The sequence below is a fragment of the Streptomyces sp. G-G2 genome, assembly GCF_030063135.1.
Taxonomy (GTDB): domain Bacteria; phylum Actinomycetota; class Actinomycetes; order Streptomycetales; family Streptomycetaceae; genus Streptomyces.
In genome coordinates, this window is record NZ_JASISO010000030.1 from 41,575 (window position 1) to 67,053 (window position 25,479).

At 72.9% G+C, this 25,479-nt stretch carries 27 protein-coding genes; 16 read left to right on the plus strand and 11 right to left on the minus strand.

All coding sequences use genetic code 11. The annotated features are described in order from the left end of the window. From QMF80_RS23205 to cbiE, 3 genes are read right to left on the minus strand one after another with little or no spacing between them, the layout of a single operon-like run. The gene (locus QMF80_RS23205; RefSeq protein WP_283456248.1) at nucleotides 1-864 is read right to left on the minus strand and encodes a cobalt-precorrin-6A reductase; all 864 of its coding nucleotides are present in this window, start codon (nucleotides 862-864) and stop codon (nucleotides 1-3) included. Then, complete coding sequence (gene cobM, locus QMF80_RS23210) at nucleotides 854-1,603, minus strand: precorrin-4 C(11)-methyltransferase (protein WP_283456250.1); 750 nt, start codon at nucleotides 1,601-1,603, stop codon at nucleotides 854-856. Before cobM ends, QMF80_RS23205 begins: the two co-directional genes overlap by 11 nt. Then, on the minus strand, nucleotides 1,600-2,859 hold the full coding sequence (cbiE, locus tag QMF80_RS23215) for a precorrin-6y C5,15-methyltransferase (decarboxylating) subunit CbiE (RefSeq protein ID WP_283456252.1): 1,260 nt from the start codon (nucleotides 2,857-2,859) through the stop codon (nucleotides 1,600-1,602). The genes cobM and cbiE overlap by 4 nt, the downstream gene beginning before the upstream one ends. A gap of 200 nt (nucleotides 2,860-3,059) precedes the next feature. On the opposite strand from cbiE, the gene QMF80_RS23220 reads away from it, so the two are divergent. Beyond that, a complete protein-coding gene (locus QMF80_RS23220) occupies nucleotides 3,060-3,989 on the plus strand; it encodes an oxidoreductase (RefSeq protein WP_283456254.1) in 930 nt (309 codons plus the stop codon). A gap of 303 nt (nucleotides 3,990-4,292) precedes the next feature. Next, nucleotides 4,293-5,369 (plus strand): phosphatidylinositol-specific phospholipase C domain-containing protein, encoded by a 1,077-nt coding sequence (locus tag QMF80_RS23225; RefSeq protein ID WP_283456363.1) that lies wholly within the window; start codon nucleotides 4,293-4,295, stop codon nucleotides 5,367-5,369. Between the two features lie 28 nt (nucleotides 5,370-5,397). Here QMF80_RS23225 and QMF80_RS23230 read toward each other — a convergent pair whose 3' ends face one another. Then, entirely contained in the window at nucleotides 5,398-6,993 is a 1,596-nt protein-coding gene (locus QMF80_RS23230; RefSeq protein WP_283456257.1) for an ABC transporter ATP-binding protein, read from the minus strand. Between the two features lie 187 nt (nucleotides 6,994-7,180). Here QMF80_RS23230 and QMF80_RS23235 point away from each other — a divergent pair, with 187 nt between their 5' ends. From QMF80_RS23235 to QMF80_RS23275, 9 genes are all read left to right on the plus strand, one after another. Next, a complete protein-coding gene (locus QMF80_RS23235; protein ID WP_283456259.1) occupies nucleotides 7,181-7,363 on the plus strand; it encodes a hypothetical protein in 183 nt (60 codons plus the stop codon). A 294-nt stretch (nucleotides 7,364-7,657) separates the two neighbouring features. Next, nucleotides 7,658-8,344, plus strand: coding sequence for an O-methyltransferase (locus QMF80_RS23240; RefSeq protein ID WP_283456261.1), 687 nt, complete (start codon nucleotides 7,658-7,660; stop codon nucleotides 8,342-8,344). 13 nt (nucleotides 8,345-8,357) lie between these two features. Continuing rightward, nucleotides 8,358-9,638 (plus strand): benzoate/H(+) symporter BenE family transporter, encoded by a 1,281-nt coding sequence (locus QMF80_RS23245; protein ID WP_283456263.1) that lies wholly within the window; start codon nucleotides 8,358-8,360, stop codon nucleotides 9,636-9,638. Then, complete coding sequence (locus tag QMF80_RS23250) at nucleotides 9,631-9,990, plus strand: hypothetical protein (protein ID WP_283456265.1); 360 nt, start codon at nucleotides 9,631-9,633, stop codon at nucleotides 9,988-9,990. The genes QMF80_RS23245 and QMF80_RS23250 overlap by 8 nt, the downstream gene beginning before the upstream one ends. Then, nucleotides 9,978-10,334 (plus strand): hypothetical protein, encoded by a 357-nt coding sequence (locus QMF80_RS23255; protein WP_283456267.1) that lies wholly within the window; start codon nucleotides 9,978-9,980, stop codon nucleotides 10,332-10,334. Before QMF80_RS23250 ends, QMF80_RS23255 begins: the two co-directional genes overlap by 13 nt. A 154-nt stretch (nucleotides 10,335-10,488) precedes the next feature. Then, nucleotides 10,489-10,611 (plus strand): hypothetical protein, encoded by a 123-nt coding sequence (locus QMF80_RS23260; protein ID WP_283456269.1) that lies wholly within the window; start codon nucleotides 10,489-10,491, stop codon nucleotides 10,609-10,611. Next, nucleotides 10,608-11,060 carry a hypothetical protein gene (locus tag QMF80_RS23265; protein ID WP_283456270.1) on the plus strand — a complete coding sequence of 151 codons (453 nt, stop codon included), beginning with the start codon at nucleotides 10,608-10,610 and terminating at the stop codon, nucleotides 11,058-11,060. Before QMF80_RS23260 ends, QMF80_RS23265 begins: the two co-directional genes overlap by 4 nt. A gap of 30 nt (nucleotides 11,061-11,090) precedes the next feature. Next, nucleotides 11,091-11,810, plus strand: coding sequence for a thioesterase II family protein (locus tag QMF80_RS23270; RefSeq protein ID WP_283456272.1), 720 nt, complete (start codon nucleotides 11,091-11,093; stop codon nucleotides 11,808-11,810). Between the two features lie 57 nt (nucleotides 11,811-11,867). Further along, nucleotides 11,868-12,659 (plus strand): inositol monophosphatase family protein, encoded by a 792-nt coding sequence (locus QMF80_RS23275; RefSeq protein WP_283456364.1) that lies wholly within the window; start codon nucleotides 11,868-11,870, stop codon nucleotides 12,657-12,659. Nucleotides 12,660-12,924: 265 nt separating this feature from the next. Here the strand turns inward: QMF80_RS23275 and QMF80_RS23280 are convergent, their stop codons facing one another. The 3 genes from QMF80_RS23280 to QMF80_RS23290 form a co-directional block, all read right to left on the minus strand. Continuing rightward, on the minus strand, nucleotides 12,925-13,563 hold the full coding sequence (locus QMF80_RS23280) for a 4'-phosphopantetheinyl transferase family protein (RefSeq protein ID WP_283456275.1): 639 nt from the start codon (nucleotides 13,561-13,563) through the stop codon (nucleotides 12,925-12,927). A gap of 10 nt (nucleotides 13,564-13,573) precedes the next feature. Beyond that, nucleotides 13,574-13,804 (minus strand): acyl carrier protein, encoded by a 231-nt coding sequence (locus QMF80_RS23285; protein ID WP_283456277.1) that lies wholly within the window; start codon nucleotides 13,802-13,804, stop codon nucleotides 13,574-13,576. 105 nt (nucleotides 13,805-13,909) lie between these two features. After that, a complete protein-coding gene (locus QMF80_RS23290) occupies nucleotides 13,910-14,767 on the minus strand; it encodes a class-II aminoacyl-tRNA synthetase family protein (protein ID WP_283456279.1) in 858 nt (285 codons plus the stop codon). Nucleotides 14,768-15,475: 708 nt separating this feature from the next. Here QMF80_RS23290 and QMF80_RS23295 point away from each other — a divergent pair. The 5 genes from QMF80_RS23295 to QMF80_RS23315 are packed head-to-tail and all read left to right on the plus strand — an operon-like array spanning nucleotide 15,476 to nucleotide 21,267. Next, entirely contained in the window at nucleotides 15,476-16,621 is a 1,146-nt protein-coding gene (locus QMF80_RS23295; protein WP_283456281.1) for a phytanoyl-CoA dioxygenase family protein, read from the plus strand. Then, nucleotides 16,603-17,940 carry a DUF6271 family protein gene (locus tag QMF80_RS23300; RefSeq protein ID WP_283456284.1) on the plus strand — a complete coding sequence of 446 codons (1,338 nt, stop codon included), beginning with the start codon at nucleotides 16,603-16,605 and terminating at the stop codon, nucleotides 17,938-17,940. Before QMF80_RS23295 ends, QMF80_RS23300 begins: the two co-directional genes overlap by 19 nt. Next, on the plus strand, nucleotides 17,937-19,766 hold the full coding sequence (locus QMF80_RS23305; protein WP_283456286.1) for a condensation domain-containing protein: 1,830 nt from the start codon (nucleotides 17,937-17,939) through the stop codon (nucleotides 19,764-19,766). Before QMF80_RS23300 ends, QMF80_RS23305 begins: the two co-directional genes overlap by 4 nt. Beyond that, nucleotides 19,763-21,031, plus strand: a complete 1,269-nt coding sequence (locus tag QMF80_RS23310) for an MFS transporter (protein WP_283456288.1) — start codon at nucleotides 19,763-19,765, stop codon at nucleotides 21,029-21,031. The genes QMF80_RS23305 and QMF80_RS23310 overlap by 4 nt, the downstream gene beginning before the upstream one ends. 41 nt (nucleotides 21,032-21,072) lie before the next feature. Next, nucleotides 21,073-21,267 carry a hypothetical protein gene (locus tag QMF80_RS23315; RefSeq protein WP_283456290.1) on the plus strand — a complete coding sequence of 65 codons (195 nt, stop codon included), beginning with the start codon at nucleotides 21,073-21,075 and terminating at the stop codon, nucleotides 21,265-21,267. A 115-nt stretch (nucleotides 21,268-21,382) separates the two neighbouring features. On the opposite strand, the gene QMF80_RS23320 is transcribed toward QMF80_RS23315, so the two are convergent. The 4 genes from QMF80_RS23320 to QMF80_RS23335 all read right to left on the minus strand — a co-directional run bounded on the left by QMF80_RS23320 (nucleotide 21,383) and on the right by QMF80_RS23335 (nucleotide 25,476). Further along, the gene (locus QMF80_RS23320; protein ID WP_283456291.1) at nucleotides 21,383-22,168 is read right to left on the minus strand and encodes an enoyl-CoA hydratase/isomerase family protein; all 786 of its coding nucleotides are present in this window, start codon (nucleotides 22,166-22,168) and stop codon (nucleotides 21,383-21,385) included. Then, nucleotides 22,165-23,412 carry a cytochrome P450 gene (locus QMF80_RS23325; protein ID WP_283456293.1) on the minus strand — a complete coding sequence of 416 codons (1,248 nt, stop codon included), beginning with the start codon at nucleotides 23,410-23,412 and terminating at the stop codon, nucleotides 22,165-22,167. Before QMF80_RS23325 ends, QMF80_RS23320 begins: the two co-directional genes overlap by 4 nt. 104 nt (nucleotides 23,413-23,516) lie before the next feature. Further along, entirely contained in the window at nucleotides 23,517-24,905 is a 1,389-nt protein-coding gene (locus tag QMF80_RS23330; RefSeq protein ID WP_283456295.1) for a cytochrome P450 family protein, read from the minus strand. A 10-nt stretch (nucleotides 24,906-24,915) separates the two neighbouring features. Then, nucleotides 24,916-25,476: a GTP-binding protein gene (locus QMF80_RS23335; protein ID WP_283456297.1), complete on the minus strand. Its 561-nt coding sequence runs from the start codon at nucleotides 25,474-25,476 to the stop codon at nucleotides 24,916-24,918. Nucleotides 25,477-25,479: the final 3 nt, after the last annotated feature.

The window sequence follows — 25,479 nt, forward strand, 5'->3', positions numbered from 1 at the left end:
TCAGGGGGCCTGGCCGCGCTCGCGCAGCCAGGCCGCCGCGGCTTCGGGGGAAGCGGCCACCGGCACGCCCTCCGGGACCGGCGGGCGGTCCACCACGAGCACCGGGATGCCCGCTTCCCTGGCCGCGGCGAGCTTCGGGGCGGTCGCGGAGCCGCCGCTCGCCTTGGTCACGAGTACGTCGATACGGTGCTCGCGGATCAGGGCTCGCTCCTCGGGCAGCGTGAACGGGCCCCGGGCCAGCAGGATTTCGGAGTGCCGGGGCATCGGAGCCACGGGGGCGTCCACGGAGCGGACCAGGAACCAGGTCGCGTCGAGGTGGGCGAAGGCGGCGAGTCCGGTGCGGCCCGTGGTCAGGAAGGCGCGGCGGCCCAGGGCGGCCAGGGCGCCGGCGGCCGCGGCCAGGGTGGGCACGTGGTGCCAGTCGTCGCCGGCGGCCGGGTCCCAGGTGGGGCGGCGCAGGGCCAGCAGGGGGATGCCGGTCGTGGCGGCGGCCCGGGCCGCGTTGAAGCTGATCCGCTCCGCGAAGGGGTGGGTGGCGTCGACCACCGCGTCCACGTCGTGCTCGCGCAGCCATGCGGTGAGGCCTTCGGGGCCGCCGAACCCGCCGATCCGGCTGGCGCCGGGAGGAAGGGTGGGGCGCGTCACCCGGCCGGCGAGGGAGTTGGTCACCCGGAGGTCCGGGGCGTGGGCCACGAGGATCTCGGCGAGCCGGCGGGCCTCGGTGGTGCCGCCGAGGATGAGGACGTGGCGGGGGGTGGGGGGCGGTGCGGCTGTGCCTGTGCCGGTGCGGGTTGCGGGGGCCGTTGTTGCCTCCGGCGGGTCCTCAAGCGCCGGACGGGCTGGAGGTGTGGCCTCAGCAGGCATGGCGGTCGCGGGCGGGGGAGTAGAGGTGGCTGTCGGGGAACTGGGACGCGGCCAGGGTGCGGCCCACGATGATGACCGACGTGCGGACCAGGCCCGCCGACTTCACCGCGTCCGCGATGTCGGCCAGGGTGCCGCGCAGGATCAGCTCGTCAGGGCGGCTGGCCATCGCCACCACCGCCACCGGGCACTCCGCGCCGTAGTGCGGGAGGAGTTCCGCGACCACCCGGTCGACGTACCGCGTCGCCAGGTGCAGGACCAGGAGCGCGCCGCTGTGGCCCAGGGTGGCCAGGTCCTCGCCCTCCGGCATCGGGGTGGCCTGCTGGGCGATCCGGGTCAGGATGACCGTCTGGCCGACCGTCGGGACCGTCAGCTCCCGCTTCAGCGCCGCCGCCGCCGCCGCGAACGCCGGTACGCCCGGGACGACTTCGTACGGAATCCCGGCCGCGTCCAGGCGCCGCATCTGCTCCGCGACCGCGCTGAAGACGGACGGGTCGCCGGAATGCAGCCGCGCCACGTCCAGCCCGGCCGCGTGCGCGGCGGTGAACTCGCCCAGGATCTCGTCCAGGTTGAGCTGCGAGGTGTCCACCAGGCGTGCGTCCGCCGGACATTCGGCCAGCAGCTCGCGCGGGACCAGGCTGCCCGCGTACAGGCACACCGGGCTGGCGGCGAGCCGCCGGGCGCCGCGCACCGTGATCAGGTCGGCGGCCCCGGGGCCCGCTCCGATGAAGTACACGGTCATGTCCGGTCCTCTGCTTCCTTCGTCACCGACCACTGGGTGACCGCCATCGCCTGGCGCCAGCCCGTGAAACCCCCGACCGCCACCGCGTGTGCGACAGCGAGTTTGACCAGGTCGCCGCCGTGCCGCCGGTACCACTGCGCGAGCAGTGCCTCCGACTCCAGCGTGACCGTGTTCGCGACCAGCCGCCCGCCGACCGGCAGGGCCGCCCACGCCGCGTCCAGCAGCCCCGGCGCGGTCAGCCCGCCGCCGATGAACACCGCGTCGGGTGCGGGCAGTCCTACGAGGGACGTCGGCGCCGCGCCCGTGACGACGCGCAGGCCCGGTACGCCCAGGGCGTTCGCGTTACGGGCGATCCGCGCCGCCCGCTCCGGATCCCGCTCGACCGTGACCGCACGGCACGACGGGTGGGTGCGCATCCATTCGATGCCGATGGAACCGGAGCCGCCGCCGATGTCCCACAGAAGCTCGCCCGGCGCGGGGGCCAGCGCGCACAGGGTTGCGGCCCGCACGTGGCGCTTGGTGAGCTGCCCGTCGTGCTCGTAGGCGGAGTCGGGCAGTCCGGGGGCCGCGCCCAGGCGCCGTGCGCCCTCGGCCCGGCGGCACTCCACGGCCACCACGTTCAGGGGGTCGCCGGGAGCGTGCTCCCAGCCGTCCGCCGTGCCCTCGTACGTACGTTCGTCAGCGGATCCGAGCTGCTCCATGACCCGCATCCGGCTGGGCCCGAAGCCCCGCTCGCGGAGCAGAGCGGCGATCTCGCCCGGGCTGCCCGCGCCCGCGCTGAGCACCAGCACCCGGCGCCCCTGGTGCAGGGCGGCGGCGAGCCGGGCCACCGGGCGGCCCACGACCGTGACCACCTCGGTGTCCTCCACGGGCCAGCCCGCGCGGGCACACGCGTAGGACACGGACGAGGGGTGCGGGTGGACCAGCAGCGCGCCGGGACCGAGTTCCTCGGACAGCGCGCGGCCGATTCCGTAGAACATGGGGTCACCGCTCGCCAGCACCACGATCCGCTGTCCGGCGTACGTCTCCAGCAGCCGGGGCACGGCCGGGCGCAGCGGGCTCGGCCAGGACACCCGCTCGCCCGCGCACTCCGCCAGGGGCAGCAGGACCAACTGGCGCGGGCCGCCGATGAGCACGTCGGCGGCGCTCAGCGCCGCGCGGGCGGCGCCGGTGAGCCCGGGCCAGCCGTCCGCGCCGATGCCGACGACCGTGACGGGCGGCCCGGCGGTGGCCGTGGGGGGTGGTGTGGGGCTCATGGCGCGGTACCTCGGGGGAAGGGGGTGGAACCGCACTCTACTGGCCCCCGCCCGACCCCTCCGGACCAGGGGTGATATCGGCGGACGGCCCCCGTGCCGCAGCGCGGGCTCCTTCCGGGGATAGGCTGGGACGCGAGGTGGTTACCGCTGGTAAGTCGGGGTGGCGGCCACGGCGTGCGGGAGCGGACGAGGGAGCGGACATGCCGGGCTGGACCACGACGGACATTCCCGACCAGAGCGGCCGCACGGCCGTGGTGACCGGAGCCAACAGCGGCATCGGCTACGTCGCCGCGCGCGAGCTGGCCCGGCGCGGGGCGCGGGTCGTGCTGGCCTGCCGCAGCGAGGCCCGGGGCCGGGAGGCCGAGGACCGGCTGCGGCGGGAAGTACCGGACGTGCAGGCCGTGTTCAGGCCACTGGACCTCGCGGACCTCGGGTCCGTAAGGGAGTTCGCCACCGCCTACGGCCGCGAGCACGCCAGCCTGGACCTGCTCGTCAACAACGCCGGGGTGATGGCCCTGCCGTACGGGCGGACCGCCGATGGCTTCGAGACCCAGTTCGGGGTGAACCACCTCGGCCACTTCGCTCTCACCGGGCTGCTCCTGCCGCAGCTCACGCGCACCCCCGGCGCCCGGATCATCAGCTTGTCCAGCGGGTTCCACGTGCTCGGAGACATCGACCTCGCCGACCTCAACAGTGCGCGCGGGTACCGGCGTTGGATTGCCTACGGCCGCTCCAAGACCGCCAACCTGCTCTTCGTCCACGAGCTGTCGCGGCGCCTCGCCGCCGCCGGCTCCGACATCGTCACGGCCGCCGCCCACCCCGGCTACGCGGACACCAACCTGCAGACCGCCGCCGCGAAGCAGGAGGGCCGCAGGCTCACCGAACGGATGATGGCGCTGGGGAACGCCGCCCTCGCGCAACCCGCCGCGTCGGGGGCGCTCCCCACCCTGTACGCCGCCACCGCGCCCGGCGTCCGCCCGGACGACTTCATCGGCCCGAAGTTCGGCTGGCGCGGTGCTCCCGCCCCGTCGTGGCGGGCGAAGTGGACCCTGGACGACATGTCCGGCGAAGCGCTCTGGGCCGCCTCGGAGAAGTTCACCTCCGTCGCGTACGAAGCCCTCGCGCGCTGACCGTTCCTGGGGGCGGCTTGCTGGCCGCCCGGTCACGTCACGGTGACGCGGCACAAGTCGCCCGGCTTCGGCCCGACGGCTCCCGTACCGCCCTCTGGGCGCGCTCCGGACCGGACCCGTCCACCTTCCCCAGCCAGGGTGCCCGGACCGACCCGGAACCGTCCTTTCACCAGCAGGTCGGCTCGGGCGCCACGTATGGCGGCTCCACCGTCCCGCCCCGGCCCGCCCCCTGCGGTCTTCCCGTGCGTCATCCAACTGCCCTACGCTCCTCGCCACTTGCCGCCGCACGGGCGTCGGTTGGAGCTGGAGGGGCAGAAGAGTAGGGGATTCCGCGAACGGACGGCCACAGCCGTCGCCCTCGCCCTGGCCGTCGCCCTCTGCGGGGCGGCCCCGGCCGGGGCCGCCCCGGCGCGCACCGCGGCCCCGGGGGAGGGCCTGCCCTTCGCCGGGTCCACCGGGGTCGGCGTGCACAACGCCTACGAGAAGGCCAAGTACCCCTACTTCGCCGACGCGCTCGACTCCGGGGCCGCGATGCTCGAACTCGACGTGTGGAGCAACTTCTTCGGCAGTTCCTGGCGGGTCTCCCACAGCAATCCGCTCGGCAGCGACAACAACTGCGAGAACGCCACCGCCCCCGCCCAGCTGCGCACCAAGTCCCGGAACCAGAACCTCGCGGGCTGCCTCGCCGACCTGCGCAGCTGGCACGACGCGCACCCCGGCCACCGCCCGGTGATCATCAAGATGGAGCTGAAGGACGGCTTCGCCGCCCATCTGGGCCGCGGCCCGGCGGACCTGGACGCGCTGCTCACCGCCCGCCTCGGTGACGCCCTCTACCGCCCCGGCGACCTCGCCTCGGGCCACCCGGACCTGGACAGCGCCGCGCGCGCCGGGGCCTGGCCGAGCCGCTCCGCCCTCGCCGGGAGGTTCCTGATCGAGCTGATCCCCGGCACCGTGGAGGAGGGCAACCCCGCGGACAGCCTGTGGACCGACCGCGAGTACGCCACCCACCTGCGCGCCCTCGCCGCCGCGGGCGGGCTGGGCCAGGCCGCCGCCTTCCCGGCCGTGCACCGCGCCGAGGCCGGCGACCCGCGGGCCCGCTACGCCGACGCCTCGCTGCGGCCCTGGTTCGTCGTCTTCGGCGGCGACGCGAACGCCTACACCGCCCCGGACGTCGACACCGGCTGGTACGACCGCAACCACTACCTGCTGATCGCCACCGACGCCCAGAGCGTCGCGCCCGCCATCGACGGCACCAGCCCCACCGAAGCCCAGGCCCGCGAACGGGTGGCCCTGCTGGCCGGGCGCTACCACGCATCCGTGGTCTCCGCCGACTGGCACCCGCTGCCCGCGGTCCTCGCGAGCGTCCTCCCGCGCGGCTGACCGCGCGGGTCCTCGGCCGGCTCCCCGCTCACAACCTCGCCATCATCGCCGCGGCCTGAGTGAGCGTCAGACACGGCACGGGAGCGAGGACGTGCGCGATCTGCGGGGCGAACGCGGGGGAACCCGCTATGACATCGGCGGGCGGGCCGTCGGCGACGATCCCGCCCGCCGACATCAGCACCACCCGGTCGGCGGCCCGCGCCGCGAACTCCACGTCGTGCGTGGCGATCACCACCGAGCGCCCCCGCGCCGCCAGTTCGTCCACGAGGCGGATCAGCCGCGACTTCGCCCGGTAGTCCAGGCCCCGGGTCGGCTCGTCGAGCAGCAGCACCCCTGGGGCGGCCGTCAGCCGCAGGGCGAGTACGAGCGCCAGCTTCTGCCCCTCCGACAGGTCCCGGGGGTGCATGGCGTCGTCGATCCCGGGCACCAGCCGGTCCAGAACCTCCCGCGCGGGCCGGGCGCCCTCCCCGGCCGACTCCTCGTCGGCGCGGTCGAGTTCGCGGCGTACGGTCTCCAGGCTCAGCAGGTCGGTGGGCGTCGGCGGGACCATCTGGACCCCCGCTCCGCCCGTCTCCACCGTGCCCGACAGGTGCGGTCCCGCCCCGTGCGGAGCCCACTCCTGGAGGGCCCGCAGCAGGGCTGACTTGCCGCAGCCGTTGGGGCCCATCAGCACGGTGACCTGCCCCGCGCGGAAGGTCAGGTCCACCTCCCGCACGGCGGGGACCCCCTGGTGGATCACGGTCAGTGCCCGCGTCCGCAGGGCCTCGGGCCGGTCCGCCGCAACCGGGGGCCGCGCCGGCTCGGGCACGCATCCGGCCAGCCGGGCCCGCAGCGGCGCGGCCGCCTCCCGGGCGCCCCGCACCGACAGCGGCAGCGCGGCCCAGCCCGCCAGCCGGCCCAGCTCCACCACGGGCGGCGCGAGCAGCGACGTACGGAACACCTCGGCCGGGTGCCCCGCGACCACGGTCCCGTCCCCGGGCAGCTGGAGCACCCGGTCCGCGTATCCCGCGACCCGCTCCAGACGGTGTTCCGCGAGCAGTACCGTCAGCCCCAGCTCGCGCACCAGCCCGGTCACGGCCGCCAGCACCTCCTCGGCCGCCGTCGGGTCCAGCGCGGAGGTCGGCTCGTCCAGCACGAGCACCCGGGGGTGGGCCGTCAGCACCGAACCGATGGCCACCCGCTGCTGCTGCCCGCCGGACAGTTCGTGCAACTGCCGGTGGCGCAGTTCCGTGAGGTCCAGCAGCTCCAGCGTCCGGGCCACCCGCCCGCGGGTCACGCCGGGCTCCAGGCCGAGCTGCTCGACCGCGTACGCCAGCTCCTCCTCGACGGTGTCGGTGACGAAGCCGTCGAGCGGATCCTGGCCCACCACGCCCACTGTGCCGACGAGTTCGCGCGGCGGGTGCTCGGCGGTGTCCCGGCCGCCGACCGTCACCCGCCCGTAGAGCGTGCCGCCCGTGAAGTGCGGGACCAGGCCGCTCACCGCGCCCAGCAGCGTGGACTTGCCGGCCCCCGTGTGCCCGAGGACCAGGCAGAACTCGCCCTGCTCGACCGTCAGGTTCACGTTCCGCAGCACCGAGCGGGGGGCGTCGTCGTACCGGACACTGACGCTTTCGAAGCTGATCACGGCGATTCCTCGTTGGTGCGGGCCAACTAAGGCCGTGGAGTGCGGGGTTGGGGTCGGATGGGATCGTAACCGACGCCCCGACCGGCAGCACCGCCGCGACCGCACCACCTGAACCGTCCGGTCCCGGGCCCGCACCCTCGCCCTGGGCCGTCACCCCCTCGCCGACCGCCACCAAGGACACCGACCCGTGGGGCTGACCCGGCAGGCCGGGACCCCGTACGCCGGGACCCCGTACGCCGGGACCCCGTACGCCGGGACCCCGTACGCCGGGACCCCGTACGCCGGGGCCCAGCGCACCCGGCACGAGGACGTCGGCCCCGGGACCCACGAGAGCCCCGTGTCGTCGCCGACGGCGACTGCGTCGTGGTGATGGAGCTGGGACCCGAACGGCGGCCATTCGCGGATGTGTTCACCCTCTCGGACAAGGGCGTGCCGCGCGACTGTCGCCGCTGCATCGTGACGCGCCCATCCGCCTGCGCCCGCGTTTCCCCTCGTCTGGACGGTCGTTGACCGGTGGCGGCGGATAACCCGTGGCCGGGCGGTGGCCGGTGTGCGATCTTGGCTGGCACGCGCACACCCACGCCTACGCGCCTGCTCGCCCGCGCCCGTGCCGTTGACGCTGTCCCGTCCCGTCCCGTACGACCACGAAGGGCCCACACTCCCCATGACCGACCCCGCCGTCGCACGACACGAGGACGACGACGTCAAGACCGTCCACGTGACCCCCGAGGTCTACGCCTACATCGTCGCCCAAGCCGAACCGGCCACCCCGGTCCAGGAACGCCTGATCGCCCGCACCCGCGCCCTCGGCGGCCCCTCCCAGATGCAGGTCCCGCACGAGCAGGGCGTCCTGCTCACCCTGCTGGCCCGGCTCACCGCCGCCCGCCGCATCGTCGAGGTCGGCACCTTCACCGGGTACTCCACCCTCGCGCTCGCCCAGGGCCTGGAGCCCGGCGGACGGGTGCTGGCCTGCGACATCTCCGAGGAGTGGACCTCGATCGCCCGGGCGGCCTGGGCGGAGGCCGGGGTTGCGGACCGCATCGACCTGCGCATCGCCCCCGCCCTGGAGACCCTCGCCGCGCTGCCGCCGGAGCCGGAGATCGACCTGGTCTTCCTCGACGCGGACAAGGGCGGCTACCGCGCCTACTGGGACGAGCTGGTCCCGCGCGTGCGCCCGGGCGGCCTGATCCTCGCCGACAACGTGCTGTTCGGCGGCGACGCGGTACGGGCGGACGCCACGGGCGGCGGACTGGCGATCCGGGAGTTCAACGCGCACGTCCGGGCCGACGACCGTGTCGAGTCGGTCCTCCTCCCGATCGCAGACGGCCTGACCATCGCCCGCAAGCGCTGACGGCGGCGGTGCGATGAACGGCTTCGGCCCGGTGAACGGCCTCGGCGCGAAGATACGTACGGCGGCCCCCGCGTCCGCCGTCACGGCGGGACTGATCGCGGTCCTGGTGGGCGTCACCAGCTCCGCCGCGATCGTGTTCACGGCCGCGCGGGCGGCGGGCGCGGGCCCGGGGGAACTCACCTCCTGGATGCTGGCCCTCGGTGTCGGCATGGGGGTGACCTGCATCGGGCTCTCGCTGCGCCACCGCGCGCCGGTGATCACCGCCTGGTCCACGCCGGGCGCGGCCCTGCTGGTGTCCGGGCTCCACGGGGTCACCATGGCGCAGGCCGTCGGCGCCTTCCTCGTCTCGGCGCTGCTGATCGTGCTCAGCGGGGTCACCGGCTGGTTCGAGCGGATCATGGGGCGGATCCCGGTGCCGCTCGCGGCGGGACTGCTGGCCGGGGTGCTCGTACAGTTCGGCACGGGGCTCTTCCGCAGCATGGACGGGCACTTCGCCGTGGTGTTCGCCCTCTTCGCGACCTACCTGGTGGGCCGCAGGCTGCTGCCCCGGTACGCGATCATCCTGGCCCTCGTCGTGGGCGTGGCGGTCGCCGCCGGGCAGGGCTCGCTGCGGCCCGGGCTCATCCACTTCGCCCTCGCGGAACCGGTGTTCACGGCGCCCGCCTTCTCCTGGCGGGTGCTCGTCAGTGTGGCGCTGCCGCTGTTCGTGGTCACGATGGCCTCGCAGAACCTGCCGGGGGTCGCGGTGCTGCGCGGCGACGGGTACGGGCGGGTGCCGGTGTCGCCGCTGATCACCTGGACCGGGGCGACCAATCTGCTGCTCGCGCCCTTCGGCTGCTTCGGCCTCAACCTGGCCGCCATCACCGCCGCGATCTGCACCGGGCCCGAGGCGCACGAGGACCCGGAGCGACGCTACCTCGCCGGGGTCTGGGCCGGGCTGTTCTACCTGTGCGTGGGGGTGTTCGGCGGTACCGTCAGTTCGCTGCTGACCGCGCTGCCGACGGCGCTGATCCTGGGCATCGCCGGGCTGGGGCTGCTCGGCACCATCGCGAACTCGCTCAGCTCCGCGCTGTCCGACGAGCGGTTCCGCGAGGCGGCGGTGGTGACCTTCCTGGCCACGGCGTCCGGTGTGAGCCTGCTGGGGATCGGCTCGGCCTTCTGGGGGCTCCTGGCCGGAGCCCTGACCCTCGCGGTGACCCGGGGCCTTCGCCGTGAGCCACCGCCGCCCTCGCTTCCGCGGGCCCCCGCCGAGCGCCTTCCGGCTCCGCCGAAACCCAGCCCGCCTGGTGCCTGACGGCGGCCGTACCGAGGTCGCCTGGCGGCTGGCGGGTGGCGGTGCGCGAGCCGGTGTCAGCCTGCCCGGTGGCTGGCGGTGCGCGAGCAGGCTGGATTTCGCTCAGGTGGGCTGGAGTTGGCTGGGGTGGGCTGGACTTCGCTCCGGCGGCCCGGACGGGGGCCGCTGGATCGGCCGCCACCCGTGCCTGCGGCTCGCCCCCGGCTACGCCGCGGCCACCGACCTCTTCTTCGGCGCCATCTACTTCATGGTCATCGCCTCCGCGCAGAACAACGGCATGAACACCGGTCTCATCGGCGTCATGGCGGCCTGCTGGGCGCCCTCGCCGCGCCCCTGCTCATGCGTGTCCTGATCGGCTCCCGGACCATCTTCGCGCTGCTGTGGGTGTTCGCCGTCCTCACCGCGGGCATCGCGCTGCTGCCCGGCAGCTACACGCCCGGGATCGCGCTCGGCGCGATCGCCTTCGCCGCGCCCACCGCCAACGCCTCGTCCCAGCCCGGGCGCACCCCCAACCGCCACCCCGGCTTCGGTAGCGGCCCGCACCACTGCCTGGGCGCCGCGCCGGCCCGCGTCGAACTGCTGCGGCAGCCGGCGGCCGAGGCGAAGGGCGTCCGGCTGAGCGGTGAGCTGCGCTGGATGCGCTCGAACCTGGTGCAGGGGTCCAGCGGGCCGCCGGTGTCGATGGACTGGCGCTGAGCGCAGGCGGGTAGCGGGGCGGGGCGTGGCGGGCGCAGCGGGTGTGGCGGGTGTGGCAGGCCGGGCCGGGCCAGGCCGGGGCGGTGGCCGGGGAGTGGCGCCGACTCGTCCGTTTTGTTTATGATCATGGAGACCGATCCGGGGGAGGATCGCTGTGCTGGAACTGCGCCTCAACGTCCAGGACTTGGCCCGCATTCGCGCCATCGGTACGCTCGGTGTCGCCTTCGAGACCCATCTGGCGTGGGGGCGCCTCCCGGAACAGCGGCGCGACGGATGAGCCGAATGGCGCCGCGCGACCCGGCAGAGCTGCGCCGGATCAGCGCACCGCACACGGAGAGGGAACCCGCGCTCTCCCTGCTGGACCCCCTCTCCGTACCCGTGCCACACGACGGGGACTTCTTCCACGCCACCGCCGTCGAACCCTTCTGGGACCGGACCCCGCGCTCCCTCAAGCCGGAGCGCGACGTGTGCGGACGGGTGATGCTGGCGGGCGGGATGGAGAACGTCCTCAACAGCCTCCACCACAGCATCCGATGGACCTCGCCCGTGCCGCGCATCACCAACTTCCAGGTGGCGCGTACGGCGGACCTTGCCGGGCGCGGCCTCACCCTCGCGCCCTCGCTCTTCGCCCCGCAGCCCTTCCTGATCGACTCCCACATGGGCCGGCAGGGCCCGCCCGTCCTGGTCTACAACATCAGCGGTACACACCCTCACCCCGCTGGGTGAGGCCATCCTCGGCTGACGAATCGAGCCCCCATGCCCTACCTGGTCCGCTACAACTCCCCGGCCGCGCCCGCCCTGCGCCTGGTCTGCTTCCCCCACGCGGGCGGCGGCGCGAGTTTCTTCCGGGGCTGGTCCCGGCACCTGGACCCGTCGGTCGAGGTACTGGCCGTCCAGTACCCGGGCCGCGAGAGCCGCTTCACCGAACCCCTGGTCCCGACGATGGCCCCGCTGGCGGACGGGGTGAGCAAGGAACTCCTGGCCGAACCCCCCGTGCGCACCGCCCTGTTCGGGCACAGCATGGGCGCGATGGTCGCGTACGAGACCCTCCTGCGGCTGGAGGCGGAGGGCGCCACCCACGTCGCCCGGCTGTGCGCCTCGGGCCGCGCCCTGGACGCGCCGCCGGTCGGCGCGAGCGAGATCACCGACAGCGAACTGATCGCCTCGGTCAAGGCCCTCGGCGGCCCCAACGCGCAGGTCTGGGACGACCCCGACCTGTGCGAGATCCTGCTCCCGATCATCCGCAACGACTACCGCCTGATCGACGACTACCAACGCGTCCCCGACGCACCGCTCCTGCGCGCGGAGGTCCTCGCCCTCTCGGGCGACGCGGACCCCCGCATCACCCCTGACCGGGCGGCCCTCTGGGCCACCGCCACGAAGGGCCCCTTCAGCTCGGAGGTCTTCGAAGGCGCCCACTTCTACCTGACGGCCCACGCGGAACGCGTCTCCCGCCTGGCGGTCTCCGGCCTCTAGTGCCGTGACCACATGGGTTCGCCGGGTGGGTGGCTTCGCCCCGATATCCTGCACGGCGTGATCAACTCAGACGCGGGTCCGGACGATGCTGAGGTCGCGATAGCTGGGGCACGTGCCGGCGCGGACGTGGTCCGCACCATGTACGGCCGGCGGCTCAGCCGCATCGACAAGGGCGCCGGGGACTTCGCAACCACGGCCGATGTGGAGGCCGAGAAGGCGATCCTCGGCGTCATCCGTGCCGCTCGGCCCGATGACGCGGTTCTCGGAGAGGAAGGCGGGCAGCGGGGTGCGGCCGACGCTGTGCGTCAGTGGTTGGTGGATCCCTTGTGCGGCACGCTGAACTACGCCGTCGGCAACATGCTGGTGGCCGTCAACGTGGCGCTGCGCAACGGAGCGGCGGCGGTGGCCGACCCGTTCAGCAGCGAGGTCTTCTTCACCGACGGTGAGACCGCCTGGGTGCGGCACGACGGGGTCGATGAGCGGCTGGCGCCCACGCCCGCCACCCAGCTGGTGGACGTCAACCTGGATCCGCCGTTCCCGAGCGCGCCCGGAATCCGGGCCGTGGCCCTGCTGGCCCACCCCGAGTTCGTCGAACGGTTCCGGCCGCGGGTCGTGTCCACGACGCTGGCGTTGGCCTGGGTCGCGGCCGGCAAGCGCGCCGCGTACGTCACCGATGGCGGTGACCTGTCGGGGAGCGTGCATTTCGCCGCCGGCATCGCGGTGTGCCGGGCCTCCGGCTGCGTCGTCACCGGGATCGACGGCGCTCCTCTCGGGCGGGCGGGCCGCGGGCTTGTGGTGGCCGCTGACGCCGAGACCCATGGGCTGCTGATGTCGATGATCCACGGCTGAAGCCAGTGCTGTGACCGGCGGTAGGTCGCCGGAACCCGGTCCGGGCCGCCCTGCTCGGCCCAGCAGCTGGCGCCGGTGGGGCAGCCTCCCGCCCCTTGAGAGTCGAGGCAGGCCAGGAGGATCCCGTTGAACCGGTGGATCACGTCGGGGCACGGTGTCCTCGTCGGCATGGACGAGCTGGGCGATGACCGGAACCCGATTGACGCCGTACGAGGCGCGGCGCCAGACGCCGCGGACAGGCCCTTCGGGCGCCCGACGCCACGGCTCAAAGACTCCTCAGGCCGTCTCTTCCGTACCCTGCCCGTCGCGTGGGGGCCGCGCTGGCCACGGCCGCGACGGCCGCGCGCTCGGGGTCCGACCACTCAAGGAGGCCGAGGCCGTCCTGGCCGGCTTTCAGCACGGCTTCTCCGCGGACCCACAGCCGGAGCAGTGCCGGGCCGGGATCAGCCAGGGCGGTGGCCTCGCGGAGGTCCGCTTCGGGCAGCAGACGGCGCAGCACCCGCAGGGGGCCCGGGCGGCGCGTCGCGGGCTCGACATCGATGCCGATGGCGCCCGGGCCGACGGCCGCCGCGACCAGACCGTCCGCGTGACTCAGGCTGAGCCCGAGTCCGGGGTGGCCGGGTAGGTACGGGCGCCCGTGGCCGGCCTGCCCGCACCCGGGGCAGAGCTGCGCCGGGGCCGAACCGGGCAGGGTCAGACCCGTGTGGCGGGCGACGCACAGCCGGAGGAGCAGCCGCGCCGCCACCACGTCGTCGCGGCGGCCGGGCAACCGTATCCCGGCCAGCCGTCGCTGCTCCCAGGGCGCGAGCAGGCCCTCGTGCAGCTCGGGGTGGGCCAGGACCTCCTGGGTGGTCGCCACCACCGCGATGGCCGTGTCCCGGCCAGGCACCGGGCTGTCGGTCATCGGCGCACGCTCAGTGGACGGCGCTCAGGAAACGCTCCTGGACCCGGCCGAGGGTGCGGAAGTCGTCGATGGTGACTTCCTGGAGGTCGATGGTGCTGCCGGACAGCTCCTCCAGGAGGTCGATGAACTCAAGGAAGTCCATCGAGTCGATGAGCCGCGCCTCGATGAGGTCCTCGTCGGTGGCGATGGGGCCGTCGAGGCCGGGGTTCTTCTCGTGCAGCCACGTGGCGATGCGTTCCATGGGGAGGGGTCGCTCCTTATTGCTGGTGAGGGTGACGTGCGAGTGACACGCGAGTGACGTGCGAGTGGTTGAGTGAACTGAGGGCGGGGCGCCGGGGGTCCGCCCTCAGAGACGCGCGTCGCGGAGCCGGTCCAGGGCCTGTTCGGGGGTGCCGTGGGCGAGGATCATCGCGTGGACCCAGCGCTCGAGGCCGAAGGCGACGCAGGCGCTGTACGCCGGACCCGCCGAGCCCGCGCGGATGTCCAGCCGCTCGCCGAAGAAGTTGCGGTGCCGGTTGACGGAGGCGATGGCCGTGCCGTCGGGGGCGCAGAACTCGTGCTTGACCGGGTCCAGGGCCATCAGCCGGGCCCGGGAACCGCCCTTGTCGTAGAACGGGTCGTCGGCCACGACCCTGTTCAGTTCCAGCCCGAGGCGCGCGGCGGCCTCCAGGATGAACTCGGCTCCCCGGTCGAGGTGTTCGAGGGAGCCCTGCTTGGTGCCGAGGTAGAGGACCTCTCGCATGTGGAAGCCCCACAGGCGGCGCAGCCCGTCGTAGTGGGTCTCATTGCGGAAGCAACGGCCGACGGCGGAGAGGCGGAGGCCTTCCTCGCCGACGTCCCTGCCCTCCAGGGAGAGCAGCAGCCCGTAACAAGTGGCGGACGGCAGTAGATAGCCGGTCGGCCGCAGCGGCAGGTCTCCCGGCGCCTCACCGGCGGCGAGCCCGTCGAGCGCGTCCGGGGCGAAACGGCCGGCGGCGACACCGAGGTGGGGGAAGTTCCGGAAGAAGTCGAGCCGCGCCAAGCCCTCCGCGGACAGCAGCGGCGGTCCGACGACCTCGGGTGCGGAGAGCCGTACGGCCAGCCCCGTGAGCAGCTCGCCCAGTCCGTGCAGGAGGGCGGTCCGGACCGGGTCCAGCGTGATCAGGCCCGCACCTGGGCTCTTCAGGCCGCCGTCCGGCAGGACCGCGGTGCTGGGTGTGCTCATGGAAACAGCTCCCTCTGGGCGTGGGCGAACAGTAGAGGTGTCGGCCGGATGGGGGCGGGACGAATTCACCGCGGCGTCGTCGCGGTGATGCCTGCGCGCTTCCACGGGGACGTGGAATGAGTGCCGACGTCCGCGAGTGTGGTCGCCCGTCGACCGCAACGCGCACACAGCGGTGGAGAAACCGGCTGATGTCCCCATAGGGACCGGACTGCGCAGTCGGACACTAATCCGCCTGTGCGGCTATTGTCTAGACCAAAGCTTCCAAGCCGCCGAGCGCGCCCGGGCGGAGGTCGGATCTCCGCGCCGATGCAACTGCGCATATTGAGATGACACTTGACAGCAGCTATGGTCTAAACCAATTCTGCTGAATGGCCTGGTCATCGCACCCACGCCACGCCGTGGCCGTCCGTCCATGCCGTCTGCCGTCTGCCGTCTGCCGTCTGCCGTCTGCCGTCCGCTGTCCGCCGTTTGCCATCGGCCGCGCGCCGAGGGTCACCCCCTGCTGTCCACCGGCCGAGGAGAAGTGCGTGTCCCCGCCGCCCCTTGCCCCGAACTCCCCACCCCTCGACCGTTTGCGCGCCCACCGCCGCCGACGTCCGGACCCCCGGCCGGCGGGTGCTCCATGAGGGGTTGCTCGCGGCCCCGGCGCCGCCCGCGCCCGCCGCTGAGCCGAACCGCCCCTCCCGACTCCCTTTCTGGAGTGACCACATGACGACACCCGCCCCCCGCCGCCGCCCCCATCTCCACCGGGCGGCCTCGGACCTGCCGTACTTCAGCGCGGACGGCGAGTCCTACCTGGCACAGACGACCCTGCGGGAGCTGAAGAAGTCGCGGCCTCTGCGGGTGCTGTCCGAGGAGGACTTCGCCCACTGGCAGACGTACGGCTACGTCATCGTCCGGGAGGCCGTCCCGGCGGAAGTGGCGCAGCGTCTCCTCGGCTTCGCCTGGGAGTTCCAGGGCCTCGACCCCGACCGGCCGGACAGCTGGTACGAGGACCGGCCGCTGCGCTCCGAGCTGGACCAGCAACTGCACGTGTACGGCTTCGTGGAGGCCTACCACCACCAGCTCCTCTGGGACAACCGGCAGGCCCAGCGCGTCTACGACGCCTTCGTCGACGTATGGGACTGCGAGGAGCTGTGGGTCACCCAGGACCGGCTCAACCTCAACCCGCCCAACGTCAAGAACCGCGACCGCGCCCTGATCGAGCCCACGGACCGCGGCTTCGACATCGAGCTGCACTGGGACATCGACACCACACTGGGCGTCCCGCCGCAGCGGGTGCAGGGGATCATCGCCCTCAACGACACCCAGCCGGAGTCGGGCGGTTTCCAGTGCAACCCGGAGCTGTTCCGGCGCTTCGAGGAGTGGAAGATCGCCCAGCCGGCCGACCGGGACCCCCTGCGCCCCGACGCGGACCGGACGGAGTACCCCGTCGTACGCCCCGATCTGCGTCCCGGCGACCTGCTGATCTGGAACGGTCTGCTCGCCCACGGAGTGGCGCGCAACGTATCCCAGGACCAGGTGCGGGCCGTCCAGTACCTGTCGATGATGCCCGCCCTCGAGGAGCACGAGCGGCTGAAGCGGTCCCGCGTGGACTCCTGGCGGCACCTGCGCACCCCGCGCTGGAACCGGACCCTGGTCGGCGACCCCGTACTGCACGAGTCCAAGCGGTACCCCACGGCGACGCTCGACGAACTCGGCAGCCGCCTGCTCGGCCTCACGTCGTGGAAGGAGCCGGTCGCGCCCACCGTCACGGTCGCGCCCACCGACGCCCCCACGCCCACCGCCGGCACCGACACGGGCACCGCCACCACCGACGAGAGCGGGGAGGCGGCGTGCGCCGTGTCTGCCTGACCCTCCCCACCAACCGGTCCTGCGCCGCGACCATCAGGGCCGTGGCCGAGGAGGCCGCCTACGGCGCCCGTCGTTTCGGCGCCGAGGTGCACCTCCTGGTCCTCGACTCCTCCGACGCCGCGGTGCTCGCCGAGCACCGTGCGGCGGTGGCGGCGCTGCCCGCCGACCCCGGGGTGGTCGTGCACCACTTCGACGAGGACGAGCAGCGGGCCTTCCTGCGCGAGGTGATCACCCGGTCCGGCGCCGCCGAGACCGAGCGGGTGCTCGACCTGATGCTGCCGTCCCGCGTCTCCTACGGAGCCTGCACCAACCGGGCCTTCCTCATCGCGGAGGCCCTGGGCTGTACGTCCGTCCACCGCCGCGACTCGGACAGCCGGTACCAGTACCTGGACGGAGAGCCGGTCTTCCCGCTCCACCACGAGCTGACGGCGCTCGGGCGGCGGGCCGCCGACGTGTCCGGCCTGGTGACCCGCAGCAGGCTCGACCCCGCGTGCGCGGACCGTCCGGTGGCCCTGGTCGGCGGGTCCTTCGTCGGCGAGATGTCGGTGGACGTCGAGGAGATCAGGCGCCTCGACCCGGCCGTCTACGAGGACGTCATCGGCCTCTCGGTGCCCGCCGGTTACCCGGAGATCTGGCGCAAGAACCTGATCGCGGAGTCCTTCCGGGGCGCCGGAACCGCCCCGTTCACCGGCGACCACACCACCCTCATGAGCGTCAGCCCGATGCGCGTCGACATGTGCAACATCGCCTTCGACCGTGAGGTCTACGGCAGGGTTCCGCTGCCACCCGCCACCGACACCATCGGCAGTGACTACTTCCTCATCCACCTGGTCCACGACGCACGGCTGCCGGGTGTCCTGCACAACCGGCACATCGTCAACTTCCATACGGGCGAGCGTCGTTCCGATGCCGGGTTCCTCGCCTACCAGCTGAGGTTCGCCAAGTTCCTGCTGTCCGGGCCGCACCTCAACACCGTGTACGCCGCGACGAAGGCGGCCGGCGACGCGCTGCTCGACGCCGAGGGCCATGTCCGCGCCGCGGCGGTAGCCGGTTTCGCCGGCGACGCCGCGCAGGTGGACCGGGCGGAGAACGCCGAACGGCTCGATGTCCTCGTCCGCTCGTACCGCGCGCTCGGCGGCCGCTACGCCACGGCCGCCGACGATCTCGCGGGCCGCCGCGAACAACTCCTCGACGAGGCCCGGCAGGACATGGAGGACTTCGCCCTCCTGGCCGGCGCCTGGGAGCAGCTGACCCGCGCGGGTCGTGCGCGCGCCAGCCTTCACCCGCTGATCGAAGAGTCCGCGAGGTGCCCCGCATGAGCCGCCCCGGACACCCGAGGAGCACACGCACCCTCGCCGTCGCGTACGCGGGGGGAGAGGCGCGCCGGGGCCCCGTCACGATGGGCCAGGCCAACATGATCCGCTGCATCCTGCGGGACGGGCCGGAGCACATCAACATCCACGATGTGTGGCCGGTCCCCGCGGGAACCCGTACGGACGCGGCGATCGACGCCCTGGGCGCCCTCGTCGTACGCCACGAGGCACTGCGCACGACCTTCCCGTCCGCCCCGTCCGCCCCGTCCGCCCCGGGCGGTGCGCCGCGCGAGCAAGTCGTCGCGGCCGAGGGCACGTTCACGGTCACGGTCCTCGACCACGAGGAACTCCCCGCCGAACCCGCCGTCTACGCCGAGTCGCTGGCCCGTGACGCCCGGGCCGAACGCCTGCGGCTGGACCGGGACTTCCCCCTCCGCATCACCCTGGTGGCACTCGACGGGGCGCCCCTCTTCGTGGCCATGGCGGCGAGTCACGCCGTGACCGACGTCAGCGCCCTGGCGGTCCTGAAGGAGGAATGGCTCAGCCTCCTCGCGGGCGAGGTGCTTGCGCCGTCGGGGTCGCTCACACCGCTCGACCTCGCCGCCGAGGAGGCGACCCCGGCCGGGCTCCGCAAGTCCGAGGCGTCACTGCGGTACTGGGAGCGGATCATCCGCACCGGACCCCAGGCGATGTTCGCGGAGCCGGGCGCGGAGGGCACCGAGGCGCCGGCGCCGCAGCTCACCCTCCGGTCGGCGCGGGCCGCCCGCGCCCTGGCGCTCGTGGCCGCGCGCACGGGCGGCCTTCCGGCCACCGTGCTGCTGACCGCCTGGTGCGCGCTCATCGCCCACCGTACGGAGCAGACCTCGTGCGTCATCGCCGTCCCGACCTCCAACCGGTACCACCCCCGGCTCGCACGGTCGGTGAACACCCTGTCCCAGGACGCCCTGCTCTCCCTGGACGTCCGGGTCCCGACCTTCGACGCGCTCCTGAAGAAGGCCTGGGGGGCGGCGCTCAACGCCTACCGGCACAGCCAGTTCGACGCGCTCAGCCTGTGGCAGATGATCGGCGAGACCACCTTCGAGCGTGGCAGTCAGTTCACGCGGGACGTCGTGTTCAACGACGTGAGCACGCTCCCGGCCACCGTGGCCTCCGTCGTCCTCGCGGAAGGCGCGCAAGGCGCGCAAGGATCGGAGGCGGGGGACACCGCGGGTACGGGGACCCCGGCCGGGCCGGAGCTGGAGCTGAGCTGGGGTCCGGACCAGGTCCTGCCGACCCGCGTCCTGACCTTCGTCTACGCGACCGAGCCGGTGACGCACCTCAGCATGTGGGCCGACCCCGCGCTGTTCAAGCGTGACGAGGCGGAGGGCTTCCTGACCGGTCTCGTCCGCCTTCTGGAGGCGGCCGCGACGCAGGACGTTCCGCTCGCTTCGCTCACCGGCGTCACCGGGATCCGGCCGGTCGAACGCGGCCCGCAGTGGTACCGGGTGGACGGATCCTGGACGTCACCGCCGGTCGTGGCGTCGGCCCTGAGCGAGGCCCTGGAGGGACTCCCCGTACACGTCGCCGTCGACGCCCCCGTCGCCCCGGACGCCCCGATCGCGCCGCCGGAGCGGTCCCTGACGGCGTACATCGCCGCGGGCGGTACCCCGCTCACCCCGGGGGAGGCCCACGCCGCGCTGATGCGCGCGCTCCCGGGCCGCCCCGGCGTACTGGCCCCGCGCCGGTACGTGATCGTCCAGAACCCGCCGACCGAGGCGGACCGCAGCGGTGCATGGCTCCAGCAGCGGATTCTCAGGGAAGGGACCGGCCGCAACCCGGCCGATGCGACATGACGATGGATGAGGTAACCGCGCTGCGGGAGCAGGCTCCCCCCGCCAGCCCGTGGCGGTCGAGTCGCTTCCGGCTGTTCTTCACCGCTCGCAGTACGTCGCTCCTCGGCGACGGCATGCTGATGGTGTCGTTGACGACCGCGGTACTCGGCGCGGGCTACGGGGCGGGCGGCGTCGGCTACGCGCTGGCCGCGTGGATGGCGCCGATCGTCGTGCTCGTGCTGTTCGGCGGCGTGCTCGCCGACCGGTTCACCCCCCAGGTGATGATGGTCGGCGCGGACGTGGTCCGCATGGTGGCCATGCTCGTGCTCGCGGGCCTGCTGGTCGCCACCGACATCCGGCTGTGGCACATCATGGCGCTGCTGGCGCTCAGCGGCGCCGCGACCGCCATGTTCCAGCCGGGCCTGGCGAGCCTGGTGCCCCAGGTCGCCGAGGACATCCAGCGGGCCAACGCGCTGCTGCGGATCTCCGAGGCCATCTGCACCCTGCTCGGCCCCGGTATCGCCGGTCTCCTCGTCGCCTACTGGGACGTGTCGGGATCCTTCGTGGTCATCGCGGCGGCGTACGCCCTGAGCGCGCTGGGCCTGGCGCCGCTGCGCAAACTCAGCACGGCCCGGGACGAGAGCGACGATCCGATGCTGCACCGGCTGGCGACCGGCTGGCACGAGTTCCGCTCCCGTTCCTGGCTGTGGGGGGTCATCTCCGTATGGGCGGTGTACGGCCTCTTCGTCTTCGGCCCGGCCCTCCCCCTGGGCGCGGCGCTGCTCACCGAACAGCACGGGGCCAGTGGATACGGCTGGATCGCTTCGGCCGACGGCGCGGGGACGATCGTCGGCGGCCTGCTCGGCATGCGGGTCCGCCCGCGGCGTCCGCTCGTCGCGGGGGCCTGCGCGATGTTCTTCTTCGCCCTCAACCCCCTGGCTCCCGCGCTCGGTTGGTCCTTCGCCCTGACCGCGGCCACCGGGGTCGTGGCGGGCTGCGGGTTCGCTTTCTGGGGCGTGATGTGGGCGACGAGCGTCCAGTCCCACATACCGCTCGCCGTCCTGAGCCGTGTCTCGGCCTACGACGTGGCCGGTTCCATCATGGTCATCCCCCTCGGCCGGGCCCTGGCCGGACCGGCGGCGGACGCCTACGGCGCGGACCGCGTGCTGCTGTTCTCCTCGGTCGTGGGCGTCGTATGCATCGGCGTGATGCTCAGCATCCCCGCGATCCGCGCCCTGGAACGTGCCCCGAAGCAACTGGCGGCGCCGTTGGCCGACGGCGTGTAGACGTTCGTCGTCGGCATGGGTGAACGCGACAGCGACCCCGAGTGGAGGTTCACCGCCACCCCGGCACACCCCTGGTCGGCGACGAATGCCTCGCCGTCATCGTCCGCACCCCCGCGGGCGCGCGGACGCGGGCCCACATCAGGGTGGCCGCCACCGTCGGACGCCGCCGACTCGGCCTGATCCCGTACCGCGCCGACCTCCCCGCCGCCCCGCGGACCCTCACGGTGCGGGGCTGAGTACCGGCGGGGTGGCGACCGGCCGGCCCGTGCCCCGGCCGGCCCGTGCCCCGCCGGCCCATGCCCCGGCGGGGCACGGGGCGGTGGGCCGGACGCCCTGATCAACCCGGGGGGATCAGCCCCCCGCGTGCTCGTGGAGGGTGGCTGCCAGGAGATGGGAGTCGAGCAGGGAGACGTCTGCGGTCCTGTCCGCCCGTGCGTAGCCGGCCAGCATCCGTTTGGTCAGGACGAGCGCTTCGGGCGAGCGTCGGACGAGGGGCCTGGTCCAGGAATCGATCACCTTGTCCAGCTGGTCGAGTGGGGCGGTCCGGTGGAGCAGGCCGATGCGGTGGGCCGTGTCGGCGTCGAAGACGTCGCAGGTGAGCATGAGCTCGCGGATCCTGGAGGCGCCGGCCTCGGAGATCAGACGCCCCATCGCCCCGCCCCACGCCGGCGGTAGCCCTATGCCGACCTCCGGCATGCGGAAGCGGCTGGTGTCGGCGCCGGCGCGCAGATCGCAGAAGGAGGCGAGGGCGAGACCCGCGCCGATGACCCGCCCGTGCAACCGGGCGATGGTGACCGCGTGGGTGTTCTCCAGGGCCTGGCACAGGCGGTGCGCCTTGTCGGCCATGCGCCGCAGGCCCACTCCGGACGGATCGGCGGCCAGTGCCTCCTGGTACTCGTTGCGGTCGGCGCCCAGGCTGAAGTCCGTACCCAGTGACGACAGCGTCAGGATCCGGACGTCGGGTCTCTCGTGGAGGTCGTCGAGCAGGGTGATGAGGTCGTCGAGGACCGCGGCGTCCAACGTGTCCTCCTGCCCCCAGGGGTTGAGGCGGACATGGAGTACGGGGCCGTCCTGCTCGGCACGTATCGCCTTGGGAGCGGTGCGGGCGTGTGCGGGGGTGGGGGTCGGGTCTGTCATGCGAGTGCTACGTCCAAGTTCAGCAGGCGCCGGAACGCCACACGGGGCGCCATTGACGGGGGGCGTACGAGGGAGAGGCGGGGAAGGCGCCGGATCAGTTGGCGGAGAAGTATCTGGGCTTCGAGGCGGGCCAGCGGCGCGCCGAGGCAGTAGTGGATGCCGCCGCTGAACGCGAGGTGGCCGGGGGCGCGTTCAGGGTCGAACCGGTCCGGGTCGCTGTATCTGGCCGGATCCCGGTGCGCCGCCCCGACCATGAGGTGGACCATCTCGTCGCGGCGGATCTCGACGCCTCCCAGCACGGAGTCCTGCGAGGCGACCCTGCTGATCACGTGGGTGGGCGGGTCGTAGCGGAGCGTCTCCTCCACGAACCCGGGTACGAGGCCCGGGTTGTCGGCGATCATGTCCCAGCGTTCCGGACTCTCGACGAGGCGGAGCGTCATCGTCGAGAGGAGGGTCGCCGTGGTCTCCAGGGCGGCCAGCAGGACGAACAACACCAGGAAGTAGACGGCCTCGTCGGCCTTGTCCCGGTCGGGCTCGATGGCGTCCCACGTCTGGATCCACCGGGTGACGGGGTCGTCACCGGGGTGGGAGCGCCGATCACGCACCACATCCATGAAGTAGGTGCGGAGTTCGGCCGTCGCCGCGTCGGACAATGCCAGTTGGCTGGCCGACGGCAGCAGCTCCTGGGTGAATACCTGATCGTGCGTCAACTGTCTGAGCCTGGGCCAGTCGGCCTGGGGCAGCCCGAGCCAGTCACCTATGGTGGCCATCGGCAGCTCCTCGCAGACATGCTCCGAGAAGTCCGCCTCGCCGGTGCGTATTCGCTCCGTGAAGGCGTCGAGGAGCCGATCCGCGGTCCGCTTCACATTGCGGCCGATGTGCTCCACGGTGGCGCGGTCGAACGTGCCCGCCGCCCGTCGCGCCTTGGCGTGGTCCGGGGGGTTCAGCGCGGCGAGCGTGTTGCTCATCTCGCGTGAGGAGGGCGCGTTCCAGCGTGTCCCGGGCCCTTGGCGCTCGCGCCACTCCCTGTCGGGCTCCAGCCATTGCCGGCTGCGCAGAACCTGGTCGCAAGCGGCGAAGCCCGTCACGAAGGAGCCGCCCCAGGGGGCGGGCACCACCTCACCCCGCGAGAGGAGTTCGGCGTATATGGGGAAGGGGTCGGCCTGCCCTCTGGCCGTCCGCAGACGGGAGAAGAGGGAGGCGGACGCCCGGCGGTCGTACGACGGAGTTGTGGCAACGCCCATGATGGCGGCTCCTTTCTGAGAACCAGCCGCCATGCATACCCACATGATCGTTAAAGCATCCACTACCACTGAGTACTCAGAAGGTTACGAGGATCACACGTGCCTCACTCGCCCCTGGTCCACGCCACGAAGCGGCTGAACAGGCCCCCCTTGGGCTGCGGCGCGACACCGGGGTTCGTGCGCGAAGGTCCGGCGTTGGACGGCGAGGAGGCGGCTGCCTGCTGCTGGGGCCCCTGACCCGCGTTCGATCCGGCCGACCCGGCCGACCCGGCTGACTGGGGAACAGTCCTCGGGGTGAAGCGGATCGGGAGGGTGACCAGCGTGCGGCTCCACGGGCTCGGCGCCCAGGTGAGCGCCTTGAACGGGACACGCATCTCGACGTCGAGAAGCTGGTTGAGCAGCGCCTCGACGGCAGTCACGGCGATCATGAAAGCCGGGTCCTTGGCGGGGCAGGCGTGGGGGCCCGCTCCGAAGGCCAAGTGCGCCTTGGCGCTGAGCTGTTCGCGGTGCTGGGTCAGCTTCGGGTCGGTGTTGGCCGCGGCGAACGAGATCAGGATCGGGTCGTTGGCCCGGACCACCCTGCCGCCGAGCTCGACGTCGTGCGTCGGGTAGTGGGCCGCGTAGTTGGCGATCGGCGCGTAGTTCCAGAGGGTCTGGGAGACCGCGTCCTCGACCGGGAGGCCGACCTGCCAGTCCTCTCCGAGGTACAGGGCGCTACTGGTGCCGATGGCCGCGGCCAGCGGCGCGGTGCCACCGGAGAGCAGGGTGACCAGCTGGTGCAGCACCTCCTCGTCGGTCAGCTGGGCCGGGTGCTCCATCAGCCGCGTCGTCAGGTCGGCCGTCGGGCGCCGCCGCTTGAGGGCGATCAGCTCGGTGAGCGCCCCGCCGAGCACCTCGTCGGCCCCGGGTGTTCCCTCGAAGATGCCACTGATCCCGGCGATCACGCGGTCGCCGATCTCGGGCGGGCAGCCGAACAGGTCGCTGAAGACCAGCAGAGGCAGCGGCTGGGCGTACTCCGCCATCAGCTCCGCCTGGCCGCGGATGTCGGTGCTGAACTGGCTGATCAAGTAGTTGGCGGACTGCTGTGTCTGCCGGATGAGCTGGTGCTCGTTGATCGTGGCGAGACTGTCGGTAACGGCCCGACGCAGTCGGGCATGCGCCGCACCGTCACTGAAGAGCGCGTTGGGGCGGTACCCCATCATGGGCAGTGCCGGGCTGTCGGCCGGGACGCGCCCTTCGTTGAGGGCGTTCCAGCGGCGGGAGTCGCGCACGAAGGAGGCGGGGTTCTGCAGGACGTACAGAGCGGCGTCGTAGCTGGTGACGAGCTCGGCCTGGACGTCGGGGGCGATGTCCACGGGCGCACTGAGACCGAAGAGACGCAGCTGTGCGTAGTGGCTCTCGGGGTCGGCTCCGAACGAGGGGCCGTACATCTGGACGTTCCCGTGCGCGGGGCAGCCGGGGGGTATCTCCTGCGGTTCAAATGGCTGTTGCATTCCTGCGCTCCTAGCCGAGTTGGGACATGAGGTGTTTCACGAGGATGATGAGGGCCTGCGCCGAGGAGTTCTCGTCCCGTACGTCGCATTCCACGACAGGGGTCTCGGCGCTGAGGTTCAGGGCCTCGCGCACCTCGTCGAGCGGGTAGTGCGTGGTGCCCGCGAAGTGGTTCACGGCGATGGCGTACGTCAGGCCGAAGCGTTCGACGAGGTCCAGGACGGGGAAGGACTCGTGCAGCCGCTCCGGGTCGACGAGGACCAGCGCGCCCAGAGCGCCCCGGGAGAGCTCCTCCCACATCTCCTTGAAGCGCTCCTGGCCGGGCGTTCCGAAGAGGTAGAGCACCAGGGTGTCGCTCAGGGTGAGCCGGCCGAAGTCCATGGCGACCGTGGTGGTCTTCTTGTCGGGTGTGCCCGACAGGTCATCGAAGCCCACGCTGGCCTCGGTGATCTCCTCTTCGGTCCGTAGGGGCTCGATCTCGGAGAGACTGCCGATGCAGGTGGTCTTGCCGACCCCGAAGTGCCCCACTATGAGGATCTTCACCGCGTGGGAGACATCTGGATCCAGGTACACGCG